We start from the raw sequence: 11,888 nt of genomic DNA on the forward strand, positions 1-11,888 counted from the left end.
GAAGATGCATCGTTGCCCACCGACAGGACGACGAGGAACCCATGGGACACGACGACGCCGCGCCGCTCCTGGACGGGCGCTACCGCCTCGGCGACGTGATCGGCCGCGGCGGCATGTCCGTCGTGTACCGCGCCACCGACGAGGTGCTGCACCGACCCGTCGCCGTGAAGCTGTTCAACCCCGGCACGGTCGACCTCGCTCGACAGGAGGCCGAGCTCGGCGTCCTCGCGGCGCTCGAGCACCACAACCTCGTCGGCCTGCTCGACGCCGGGGTCGTCGACGTCGTCGGCAGCGGGCCGCGCCGGTTCCTCGTGATGTCGCTCGTCGTCGGCCAGGACCTCGAGGAACGGCTCGAGGTCGCCCCGCTCGCCCCGAAGCACATCGCCGAGGTCGGCTACGACATGGCCGAGGCGCTCGACTACATCCACGCGCACGGCGTCGTGCACCGGGACATCAAGCCCTCGAACATCCTGCTCGTCGACTACGGCAACGGCTCCGACCGTGCCCGCGCACGCCTGACCGACTTCGGGATCGCGCTCGCGGCCGGGGTCGAGCGGCTCACCGCCGACGGTGTGACGACCGGCACCGCCGCGTACCTCAGCCCGGAGCAGGCCCGCGGCGGCGACGTCGGCCCTACGACGGACGTGTACTCGCTCGGCCTCGTGCTGCTGCAGTGCTTCACCCGGCGCCGGGAGTTCCCCGGCTCGCTCGTCGAGTCCGCGATCGCGCGCCTGACCCGTGACCCGGTGGTGCCCGAGCCGCTCCCCGAGCACTGGAAGCACGTGCTCCGGGCGATGACCGCGCAGGACCCGACGGCCCGGCCGCTCGGCGCCCAGCTCGTCACGATGCTCCGCGACGTCGTCATCGCCGAGACCGCGGCGGTGCACCCCGAGCAGCCGACCGCGGCGGTGCACCCCGAGCAGCCGACCGCGGCGGTGCACCCCGAGCAGCCGACCTCGGCAGCGCCGGAGCCGGCACGGGCGTCTGCCCCCGCAGCCGCCGACGCCCGTCCGGCGACGCTCGACTCGCTGCCCGAGGAATCCCTCCAGCGCACCGTCGCCATGGCCGCGCGCCTGTTCGACGCCCCGATCGCCCTCGTCGACGTGCTCGACGACGACCGCGAGTGGACGCAGTCCTGGATCGCCGAGGGCGTCGACGAGGCCGCGCGCAACATCACCTTCCGCAACGGCTTCGCCCCCGTGCCGGTGCCCGTCGTGATCCCCGACGGTGCCGCACACCCGGAGATGCGCCAGAGCCCGCTCGTCACCGGGCCGCTCGGTCTCCGGTTCTACGTGAGCGTCCCGCTGCTCCGCCACGACGGCACCGCGGTCGGCACCCTCGCGGTGCTCGACACCCGCCCGCGCGAAGCGACCGAGGCCGACCTCGCGAACCTCCGGGACCTCGCGGCCCTGGCGGTCACGCAGCTCGAGCTCCGTCGCGAGTCCCTCCGCACCACGAGCGACGCCCTCCCGGTGCAGCAGTCCGGCGCCTGACGGCCACCACCGGTCGGCTGCTGCGGACCGTCACGCTTCGTCGCGGACCGTCACCCGGAAGGACCGCACCAGGGGTGCGTCGGGCTCCACCACGACGGGAGCGTCCCACGCCAGCGCCGACCCGACCGCCGGGTACTCAGCGACCCGCACGAACCACGGGTCCGCGTGGCCCAGGGCCTCGAACCGCACCGACGCACGCGCCCCTGACCCGTGCCGCCCGTCGAACGTCCCGGTCCACTCCACCCAGGGTGCGACGGCCCCGTGCACGGCATCCTCGCCCACGGCGGTCGACGTCCGCACGGCGACGTCGTCACACGGCGCGAACCGCCACGTGAAGCCCCCGTACCCGGCTCCCGCGCGGCCGTGACTCCCCGGACTCCCGAGCCGGACGGGCGACGACCCCGGCGCGCGGAACGCCGACGTCCAGCCGAGCACCCAACCGCCGTCCGAGGCGCCCCAGGTGAGCGTCCGTGTCTCCCGCAGCACGAGCGCCCCGTCCGGCCCGGTCCAGCGGAGCCGCTGGGTGAGCGTCCCGTCCCCGTCCGAGACTGCCGTGGCGACGGCCCGCCCGTGGTCGTCGCACTCCTCGTAGCCGGTGCCGGGCACGTACGTCGGGCCGCCCCAGCAGTTCACCCCGTCGACGTCGGGAACCGCCGTCCCGACCCCGCAGTGCCACGGGTGGTCGTCCGGCCGCGCGTCGGTGAGCACCGTCCCCGCGAGGGTCCGCACCGGGTGCAGGAACGGCCGCGGGCTCCACGCGACCGGGCTCGCCCCGCCATCGACGAGCGTCGCGACCGTGGTCCCGCCGACCTCGAGCGTGCGCAGGACCCGGTCGACCGCGGTTTGCTCCACGCGCTGCAGGCTACGCCCGGCGCCGGACGAGGACCACGCTGTCCTCGGTCTCGTGCGTCGTGCCGTCGGCAGTGGTCGTCGTCCGCGGTCGGCGCTCCGCGGACAGCACGGCCCAAGCCGCCGGACCGCCCGCCGCCGGACCGCCCGCCGTCGCCTCGTCGCTGCCGAGCACCGCAGCGAGGTCCTCCTCCGGCGTCGGGAACCGGTACGCCCGCATCTCCTCGGGCAGGTCCCCGTGCGGCGGTGCGGCGTGCGCCGTGACGAGCAGGTGCCCGCCCGGCGCGACGAACCCGGCCGCCCGGCGGAGGATCGCCGCCCGCGGGATCTCGACCGGCCACGACTGCAGGAACGACGCCGTCACGAGGTCGTACCGCTCGTCGTCCTCGGGTGCCCACGTGGCCAGGTCCGCCGCGACGAACGTCGTCCGTCCGTCCACACCGGCGGCCGCTGCCGCTCGTCCGGCGCGCGCGACCGCCGTGGCGGACAGGTCGACACCGGTCGCCGTCCACCCCTGCTCCGCCAGCCAGACCACGTCGCCGCCCTCGCCGCACCCCAGGTCCAGCGCCCGCCCCACGGGCAGGTCCGCGGCCTCCGCGGCGAGCACGGCGTTCACCCGACCGGACCAGATCCCCTCGCTGCCGCCGTAGCGCGCCTCCCACCAGTCGCGTGCGTCGTGTTCGTCCATCCGCCCAGTGCACCCCGTCGCACCCGCCCGGCGCAAGCGCCGTTGCCGACCTGGCAACACGCGCCCCGGCACACCTCACGCGCTCAGCGACAGTTCGCGGCGGCGGCCGCCCGTGAAGTGTCGCCCAGCCCGTACAGTCAGCCTCCGGGCCGCCCAGCCCAGCCCACGACCGGACGGGAGGCGCGCCACCAGCCCGCCCCGCCGCCCGCGGACCGTCCGGCCCGGCCCACCACCGGACGGGAGGCACGGCGCCAGCCCGCCCCGCGCCTCCCGTCCGTCGCCCGTCCGGTCCGCCGGACGCGACCCGCTCCCGTCAGGCCGCCCGCGCCGCGAGCAGGGTGCCGAGCGCGGCCGCCGCGCGGTCCGCCCCGTCCACCGTCACGAGCCGCGCCGACCCGCCCGTCGTCTCGACGACCAGCCCCGGACCCGACCGCGCGACGTACGCGACCCCGCGCCCGCTGACCCGGTAGCCCCAACCGCCCCACTGCCCGGGGGAGACCTGCTCCCACCCACAGGTGTCGATCCGCTCGAGCGGCACACGCATGAGCGGGACGCGCGTCAGCGCGGACACCACCCGGAGCCCCCGGCGGTCGACCGTCACCTCGACCCGGGCGAGCACGAGCGTCGACGCCCCGGCGACCACCGCGACCACCGCCGTCGTGACCGCACCGCCGGTCTCACCGCGCACGCCGAGCAGCACCGCGACCGTGCAGCCCGTCGCGAGCACGAGCACGCCGATCACCCCGAAGACCGCGCTGCCGGTGCGGCCCCGCCAAGCGACCCGGGCGTCCGGACCGACCCGGAGCGGTTCCGCACTCCCGCGCTCGATCGGCGCAGCGGCGCGCCGCAGCACGACGAGCGGCACGACTCCGGCGACGCCACCGACGAGCAGCGCCGGCACCGTCGACCACCCGGAGAACGTCGGCTCGGGGTCCTGGGCGATCACCGCGAGCCAGACCCAGGTCACGACGAGGATCCCGGTGAGCAGGTTCCCGACGAGCACGACGAGTCCCGCGGTCCGTCGGTCCCGCGCGCGGAGTGCCCACAGTGACATGGCGACGGCTGCGGCGGCGACGGCGGCCGTGACCCAGAAGAACGGCCACGGCGAGCCGTACCCGTCGGGCTGTCCGTCGCCGCCGAAGTGCTGCGCGATCCGAGCGGGCAGCGTCGGCCCGAGCACCGTGGCGGCCACCAGGAGCCCGGCGAACAGCGCCGCCCCCGGAGCCACCACCGCCGTGCGGGCCCCTCGGTCGATCGGTCGTGTCGTCATCGTTCCCCCTTGATCATGGTGAGCAGGTCGTCGAGCGTGACCCCGAGGATCTCCGCCTGGTTCCGGAGCTCCGCGACGAGCGACCGCAGCTGGTCGAACGAGGCGTGCCCCGAGCGGATCACGGTGGCGCCGCGGCCGCGACGGAGCTCGATGAGCCCGTCCTCCTGCAGGCGTGCGTAGGCGCGGAGCACCGTGTGCACGTTGACGTCGACCGACGCTGCGAGGTCCCGCGCCGGCGGCAGGCGCTCGCCGGTCCGCAGTTCGCCCCGCGCGATCGCGAGCCGCACCTGTGCGGCGATCTGGTCCGCGAGCGTGGCGCGCGCAGACGGGTCGACGGTGATCAACATGTTCGCATTCTATGCGAACAATACGTCGGGCGTCGAGATCGTCCGACGGCACCGAGCCGCTCGGGACGTTCGACCGGACCGACCACCCGCCGTCGTCGTGCGACCGCTCCCGTCCGGAACGTCCAGCATGCGCGGACTGGCAACCGGCTCCACGTGGACGGACCGCTGTCCGCGTAGCGTGCCGACCACGACAGTCCGAGAGCGTCCACACCGTGTCGGCGGCCCGTGGCACAGGTCGACCGGGGCGACGCGTGCGACGCGTGATGCAGGGAGCACGTCGATGTCGGAGTACGAGTCGGACCAGCGCGTCGAGCCGGTCCACATCACCACCTACCGCCACCTCCGCCGCGCGGTGCGCCGCGGCTGGGCACTGCCGGAGCCACCGGCGGCACCGTCGCTGGGTGACCTGTCGCGGGTGCGCGTCCGCGGCCGGACGGAGCGGACGTGAGCACCGTGGCGGCACGCGCGGACTCGGCGCACCCGGCTCCGCTGCGCCCGGACCGCACGGCCGTCTCCGAGGGCCCGGTCAGCGTCCGCCGGGTCGCCGTGCACGAGGTGCACCGCAGCGGCACCGAGCCCGAGGCCGCACGCGAGCTCCTCGAGCAGGTCTACGGCGCCCGCGAGGTCGTGATCGACCCCGACGGCCCGTTCCACTTCCGCTACCGCTCCACGGGTGACGACCGGGTCAGCCTCCGGACGTCGTCCGTGACCGCCCGGCGGAGCGGTGTGCTCGCGCCCGGTCGCCAGTACGTCCTCGCGTGGTCGGTCGAGGGCGGCGTCGTCATCGACCCCGACCGCGAGGACGGCGTGACCCTCCGGCCCGGCGTCCCCGTGATGGTCCCCGCCGGACGGCCCTTCGCGACCACGGCGCCCCCGGGGACGATGCACCTCGTCCACTTCGACGCGGACTTCCTCGAGGCCGTCGCCGTCGTCGGCACCGCGCGCGTCCCGGTGCCGCTGGCCTTCCCCGCCTCGGTGCCCTCCACCCACCTGGAGTCGCTGCAGACGACCCTGCGCGAGGTGGCTCCCGCCATGCTCGACACCGCCGTGGTGGACGGCGACCGGGCGGTCCTCGACCTCCGGTTGGCCGAGGCGGTGCTCGCGGCGTTCCGTCCCGAACCGGACGGCGGGCAGCCGGACGTCCGGGTCGACGCGATCGACCGCGCGAAGGCGCACATGTACGCCCACTTCGGCGTCCCGCTCACCGCCGCCGACATCGCCGGCGCCGCCGACGTCAGCGTCCGCACGCTGCAGGAGACCTTCCAACGCGTGGAGGGCACCACCCCGACCGCCTTCCTCCGGGACCTCCGGCTCGGCAAGGCACGCGTCGCCCTCCAGCTCGCCGACGTCCGCGAGACCTCCGTCGCGGCAGTCGCCTTCTCGTGCGGCTTCCGCCACATGGGTCGGTTCTCCGGGTCGTACGCCGGACGGTACGGCGAGCACCCCGGCGACACGCTGCGCGGGCAGCGGCGCCGCATCGCGGTCGCCGGCGGTCCGGTCCGGATCGTCGGCTGACGGACCCTGCGTGGTCACGCAGGTCGGACGGGAGGCTCGGGGTGCGTCCATCGGCGCACCCCGGTCCGTCCACTGGTCGCGTGGGTACCGTCGAGGGATGCAGACCGGATCAGCCCACGCGACCGGTACCGGACGTGTCGCGAACACCGTGCGCGGCACGGGCGCGCCGGTCCTCGTCCTGCACGGCACCCCCGGAAGCCTGGAGGGCGCGGAGGCGATGGCGCGGTTCCTGCCGTCCGAGCGCTTCCGGGTCGTCGCGGTCGCCCGCCCCGGCTACGCCGGCACCCCGATCGTCCCCGGGCACGCGTCCCTCGACGACGAGGCCGACCGCTACGCGGCGCTCCTGGACGACCTGGGCGTCGACCGCACCGCGGTGCTCGCGTGGTCCGGCGGTGGCCCGTCGGCGTACCGCTTCGCCGCCCGGCACCCCGACCGGGTCAGCGCCCTCGTCGTGACGGCAGGGCTCTCCGGACACTGGGTGCCGCCGCACGCGTCGCCGGCGGAGTGGTTCGTCGCGCGGACCCGACTCGGCGGCGCGCTCGCCGCGATCGCAGGGCACGTCGTCCCGCGCGCAGTCGTCGGCACCGTCGTCGCGGGTGTGAGCTCGCTCCGGGGTGCAGCGCTGCGGGCGCACGTGCGCGACGTCCTGCACGACCCGGTCCGCCGCACCACCGTGCTCGACCTCGCGACGAGCGGGAACGCCGCCGGGACGCACCGCGCCGGATGGGAGAACGACGTCCGGGTCCTGGGTGCGCTGGAGCGGCTCGACCTCGGCGCCGTCCGGACGCCGACGCTGCTCCTGCACGGCGACGCGGACACCGACGTCGACCCGGCGCACAGCCGTCGCGCGCTCGCCGAGGTAGCGGGCGCCGAGCTCGTGACGCTCCCGGGTGGGACGCACTTCGCGCTCTGGGACCACGCGGACTCGGTCGCGGTGCAGCAGCGCGTCGCGGAGCACCTGGCGCGCTGACGACCCTGGCGATCGGGGGACGTCACGGGGGACACCTCGCCCGCGGTCCGTCCCCCGAGTGCTCCGTGCGAGCTGGGCTGGGAGCCCGTAACTGTGACGAACCGCAGGAAGGTGCAGTGGTCGCCCAGGCTGACCGAGGTTCGTGACCAATACGTTACCTAGTCGAGTCGCTCGCTCGACCCGGAAGGAACCATGGGACGTCACGCCCTGCCCGCAGCCCCCGACGGCACCGAGCCGGCGCGCCCGCAGCGCGTCGCCACGACCCCCGAGACGCCGGCCGACCTGCCGCCGACGCTCCGCCGTCCGCGTGGTCGTCGTTCGGCACCGGTCGCCACGGTCGTCCCGGCCCAGGCGCCGGTCGCCTCCGGCCTGGGTCCGGCGGTCGACCAGGCCCGCGCGGCCCGCACCGTCGACGCCCCGCTCCCGGTCACCACCCAGGCCGTCCGACGTCCCGCGCGCACCGCACCCCGCCCGGTGGCCTCGACGGCAGTCGCCGGCTCGGTGGTGCTCTCCCGGTCCGCCGCCCTGCGCGCCGAGCGTGCCGCCGACCCGCGGCACATCCGCCGCGCGGCGAACGCCAAGCGTGCCGCCCTGCTGCTGGCACCGGCCCTCGCGGTCACCTCGAGCCTGACGTTGACCCTCCCCGCGAACGCCGATCCGATGACCGGCGCCGACCGCTCGGCGACGTCGACGTCCCACAGCGACCAGGCCGCGTTCGGGCACGAGGCGAACCAGTCCTACACGGTCGCCCGTGACGTCGAGGTCCCAGTCGTGCAGACCGACGGCATGACCACCACGACGACGATCGTGTCCTACCCGACGATCGTGACGAAGTACGGGGTCACCACCCAGCAGGCCGAGGACGCGATCTCGAAGGTCCTGTCCGCCGGCGGCAAGCGCGCGACGATCGTCTCGACGGCGCTGCAGTACATGGGTGACCCGTACCTCGAGGGCGGCGCGAGCCACTCCGGCATCGACTGCTCCGGGCTGACGATGGTCGCCTACGCAGCCGTCGGCATCCCGCTCGTGCACTACGTCCCGTCGCAGGACGCCGTGGCGACGACGATCCCCGAGTCCGAGGCCCAGCCCGGTGACCTCGTGGTGTTCGACAACGAGGACCACGTCGGCATCTACCTCGGCGACGGCGTCGTGCTGCAGGCCCCGCACCCGGGCGACCCGGTCGACATCGTGCCGGTGTACCCGAACGCCCACCACTTCGCCCGGCTGCTGCCCGCGGGGGAGTGACCGCGGGGGAGTGACCCGTTCCCGACGGGTTGCACTCCTCCCGTAAGCTGGAGTGATGGCCACCGAGACCCGCACCCCGTTCGAAGAGCAGCGCTCCGCTCGTCCGCAGGTGCGCCCGCGCACCGAGGGCTGGACCCAGGCGCAGGACTCCGAGGGCCGTCCCCTCCTGCAGTTCGCATCGCCGAAGCGTGGCAAGCCGCCCGTGCACCTCGCCGACCTGACGGTGGAGGAGCGCGTCGAGCGGGTGAAGGAGCTCGGCCTGCCGGGCTTCCGCGCGAAGCAGCTCTCGACGCACTACTTCACGCACTACTCGTCCGACCCGGCGACGATGACCGACCTGCCGGCCGCCCAGCGCGACGAACTCGTCGCGGGGATGCTGCCGCCCCTCCTCACCGAGACACGGCGTCTCGCGACGGACAAGGGCGACACGATCAAGTTCCTCTGGAAGCTGCACGACGGCGCCCTGGTCGAGTCGGTGCTCATGCGGTACCCGGGCCGCATCACGCTCTGTGTCTCGTCCCAGGCCGGCTGCGGGATGAACTGCCCGTTCTGCGCGACCGGACAGGCGGGCCTCACCCGCAACATGTCGACGGCCGAGATCATCGAGCAGATCGTCCGGGCGAACGCGGCCATCGCCGCGGGGGAGCTCGGGGGCGACCCGCGCAAGGGCGGCCAGGACCGCGTCGACGCCGAGCGCGTCACGAACATCGTGTTCATGGGCATGGGGGAGCCGCTCGCGAACTACAAGCGCGTGATGGACGCCGTCCGGACCATGGTCGCGCCGCAGCCGAACGGCCTCGGGATGAGCGCCCGCGGCATCACGGTCTCGACCGTCGGACTGGTCCCCGCGATCAAGAAGCTCGCGGACGAGAACATCCCCGTGACCTTCGCACTGTCGCTGCACGCCCCCGACGACGAGCTCCGCGACGAGCTCATCCCGGTCAACTCCCGGTGGAAGGCCGACGAGGCGATCGACGCCGCGTACGAGTACTACGCCAAGACGGGTCGGCGGGTCTCGATCGAGTACGCCCTCATCAAGGACATGAACGACCACGCCTGGCGTGCCGACCTGCTCGCCGAGAAGCTCAACGCCCGCGGCAAGGGCTGGGTGCACGTCAACCCGATCCCGCTCAACCCGACGCCCGGTTCGGTCTGGACGTCGTCGGAGCCGCACGTGCAGGACGAGTTCGTCCGCCGACTCAACGCCGCCGGCATCCCGACGACCCTCCGCGACACCCGCGGCAAGGAGATCGACGGTGCGTGCGGTCAGTTGGCTGCGGCCGAGTAGACGGCTGGTCGGTCACGGCCAGGAGGCACGGTGCGGTTCCGCACCGTGCCTCTCGTCGTTCCCGGTGCAGGTCCGTCCCGAGCCGCGTCGGGGCGACACGCCCGGGATGCGACCGCTGTTGGCGCTGCTGTTCACCTCTGCGTAAAGTAATCACTCGTTGCCGCTGAGGCGGAGAACGGAACGGCCGGTTGGTTCGGTTCCGAGTCTCGCCCGGGCAGCGAACTTCCAGCCCCTCTGTTGAGGTCCGGTGTTTGTCGGGCTGATTGGTGGGTGCGTCTGGTCCTTGAGAACTCAACAGCGTGCACATTGTCAATGCCAATTATTTTGACCCCGTGCGATCGTGGCTCTTTTGGGGTCCACGGTTGTCGGAGACAATTCCTTTTGGATTGAATTGATTGTCAGTAGACAGTCTTTACGGTCAGTTTCAACTCGCTGACACTTTCGGGTGTTGGTTGTATTTTTTTACGGAGAGTTTGATCCTGGCTCAGGACGAACGCTGGCGGCGTGCTTAACACATGCAAGTCGAACGATGATGCCCAGCTTGCTGGGTGGATTAGTGGCGAACGGGTGAGTAACACGTGAGTAACCTGCCCCTGACTCTGGGATAAGCGTTGGAAACGACGTCTAATACTGGATATGACTGCCGGCCGCATGGTCTGGTGGTGGAAAGATTTTTTGGTTGGGGATGGACTCGCGGCCTATCAGCTTGTTGGTGAGGTAATGGCTCACCAAGGCGACGACGGGTAGCCGGCCTGAGAGGGTGACCGGCCACACTGGGACTGAGACACGGCCCAGACTCCTACGGGAGGCAGCAGTGGGGAATATTGCACAATGGGCGAAAGCCTGATGCAGCAACGCCGCGTGAGGGATGACGGCCTTCGGGTTGTAAACCTCTTTTAGTAGGGAAGAAGCGTAAGTGACGGTACCTGCAGAAAAAGCACCGGCTAACTACGTGCCAGCAGCCGCGGTAATACGTAGGGTGCAAGCGTTGTCCGGAATTATTGGGCGTAAAGAGCTCGTAGGCGGTTTGTCGCGTCTGCTGTGAAATCCCGAGGCTCAACCTCGGGCTTGCAGTGGGTACGGGCAGACTAGAGTGCGGTAGGGGAGATTGGAATTCCTGGTGTAGCGGTGGAATGCGCAGATATCAGGAGGAACACCGATGGCGAAGGCAGATCTCTGGGCCGTAACTGACGCTGAGGAGCGAAAGCGTGGGGAGCGAACAGGATTAGATACCCTGGTAGTCCACGCCGTAAACGTTGGGCGCTAGATGTAGGGACCTTTCCACGGTTTCTGTGTCGTAGCTAACGCATTAAGCGCCCCGCCTGGGGAGTACGGCCGCAAGGCTAAAACTCAAAGGAATTGACGGGGGCCCGCACAAGCGGCGGAGCATGCGGATTAATTCGATGCAACGCGAAGAACCTTACCAAGGCTTGACATACACCGGAAACGGCCAGAGATGGTTGCCCCCTTGTGGTCGGTGTACAGGTGGTGCATGGTTGTCGTCAGCTCGTGTCGTGAGATGTTGGGTTAAGTCCCGCAACGAGCGCAACCCTCGTTCTATGTTGCCAGCGCGTTATGGCGGGGACTCATAGGAGACTGCCGGGGTCAACTCGGAGGAAGGTGGGGATGACGTCAAATCATCATGCCCCTTATGTCTTGGGCTTCACGCATGCTACAATGGCCGGTACAAAGGGCTGCGATACCGTAAGGTGGAGCGAATCCCAAAAAGCCGGTCTCAGTTCGGATTGAGGTCTGCAACTCGACCTCATGAAGTCGGAGTCGCTAGTAATCGCAGATCAGCAACGCTGCGGTGAATACGTTCCCGGGCCTTGTACACACCGCCCGTCAAGTCATGAAAGTCGGTAACACCCGAAGCCGGTGGCCTAACCCTTGTGGAAGGAGCCGTCGAAGGTGGGATCGGTGATTAGGACTAAGTCGTAACAAGGTAGCCGTACCGGAAGGTGCGGCTGGATCACCTCCTTTCTAAGGAGCATCTGGCTCGTCCTCGTGTCTGCAGTAGGCAGGTGTGGGGTGGGTCCAGGCGCCTGGTTCGGACCGAACGTGTCCGACGGGTAGCTCATGGGTGGAACATTGACAGTGCAGTCGGGAGCGCAGCTTCCGGCCCTAGTACGCCAGCTTGCTGGTTGGGACGGGTCGGTGGTGAGCGGGTCGGCTGGTGCACGTTGTTGGGTCCTGAGGGACCAGGCTTCCCGGTCGCCGCCC

At 71.5% G+C, this 11,888-nt stretch carries 10 protein-coding genes and 1 rRNA gene; 7 read left to right on the forward strand and 4 right to left on the reverse strand.

Annotation, left to right across the window (positions count from 1 at the left end):
* The first annotated feature begins 41 nt into the window (after positions 1-41).
* Entirely contained in the window at positions 42-1,493 is a 1,452-nt protein-coding gene (locus FB462_RS17260; RefSeq protein WP_167510034.1) for a protein kinase domain-containing protein, read from the forward strand.
* Between the two features lie 30 nt (positions 1,494-1,523).
* On the opposite strand, the gene FB462_RS06895 is transcribed toward FB462_RS17260, so the two are convergent.
* The 4 genes from FB462_RS06895 to FB462_RS06910 form a co-directional block, all read right to left on the reverse strand.
* Positions 1,524-2,345 carry a DUF6807 domain-containing protein gene (locus FB462_RS06895; protein WP_167510035.1) on the reverse strand — a complete coding sequence of 274 codons (822 nt, stop codon included), beginning with the start codon at positions 2,343-2,345 and terminating at the stop codon, positions 1,524-1,526.
* Positions 2,346-2,355: 10 nt separating this feature from the next.
* Positions 2,356-3,030, reverse strand: a complete 675-nt coding sequence (locus FB462_RS06900) for a class I SAM-dependent methyltransferase (protein WP_141860929.1) — start codon at positions 3,028-3,030, stop codon at positions 2,356-2,358.
* A 313-nt stretch (positions 3,031-3,343) separates the two neighbouring features.
* Complete coding sequence (locus FB462_RS06905; RefSeq protein WP_141860931.1) at positions 3,344-4,300, reverse strand: DUF1648 domain-containing protein; 957 nt, start codon at positions 4,298-4,300, stop codon at positions 3,344-3,346.
* Positions 4,297-4,647 (reverse strand): GntR family transcriptional regulator, encoded by a 351-nt coding sequence (locus FB462_RS06910; RefSeq protein ID WP_141860933.1) that lies wholly within the window; start codon positions 4,645-4,647, stop codon positions 4,297-4,299. Before FB462_RS06910 ends, FB462_RS06905 begins: the two co-directional genes overlap by 4 nt.
* Positions 4,648-4,927: 280 nt before the next feature.
* Here FB462_RS06910 and FB462_RS17265 point away from each other — a divergent pair, with 280 nt between their 5' ends.
* The 6 genes from FB462_RS17265 to FB462_RS06935 all read left to right on the forward strand — a co-directional run bounded on the left by FB462_RS17265 (position 4,928) and on the right by FB462_RS06935 (position 11,648).
* Positions 4,928-5,095, forward strand: coding sequence for a hypothetical protein (locus FB462_RS17265; protein ID WP_167510036.1), 168 nt, complete (start codon positions 4,928-4,930; stop codon positions 5,093-5,095).
* The gene (locus FB462_RS06915) at positions 5,092-6,162 is read left to right on the forward strand and encodes a helix-turn-helix transcriptional regulator (RefSeq protein WP_141860936.1); all 1,071 of its coding nucleotides are present in this window, start codon (positions 5,092-5,094) and stop codon (positions 6,160-6,162) included. Before FB462_RS17265 ends, FB462_RS06915 begins: the two co-directional genes overlap by 4 nt.
* Positions 6,163-6,259: 97 nt before the next feature.
* The gene (locus tag FB462_RS06920; protein ID WP_141860938.1) at positions 6,260-7,132 is read left to right on the forward strand and encodes an alpha/beta fold hydrolase; all 873 of its coding nucleotides are present in this window, start codon (positions 6,260-6,262) and stop codon (positions 7,130-7,132) included.
* 192 nt (positions 7,133-7,324) lie between these two features.
* Positions 7,325-8,377, forward strand: coding sequence for a C40 family peptidase (locus FB462_RS17665; protein ID WP_229666990.1), 1,053 nt, complete (start codon positions 7,325-7,327; stop codon positions 8,375-8,377).
* A 55-nt stretch (positions 8,378-8,432) separates the two neighbouring features.
* Positions 8,433-9,665, forward strand: a complete 1,233-nt coding sequence (gene rlmN / locus FB462_RS06930; RefSeq protein WP_058743283.1) for a dual-specificity RNA methyltransferase RlmN — start codon at positions 8,433-8,435, stop codon at positions 9,663-9,665.
* A 461-nt stretch (positions 9,666-10,126) separates the two neighbouring features.
* Positions 10,127-11,648 (forward strand): 16S ribosomal RNA (locus FB462_RS06935).
* Positions 11,649-11,888 lie beyond the last annotated feature (240 nt).

This window comes from Curtobacterium citreum (assembly GCF_006715175.1).
GTDB classification, from domain to species: Bacteria; Actinomycetota; Actinomycetes; order Actinomycetales; family Microbacteriaceae; genus Curtobacterium; species Curtobacterium citreum.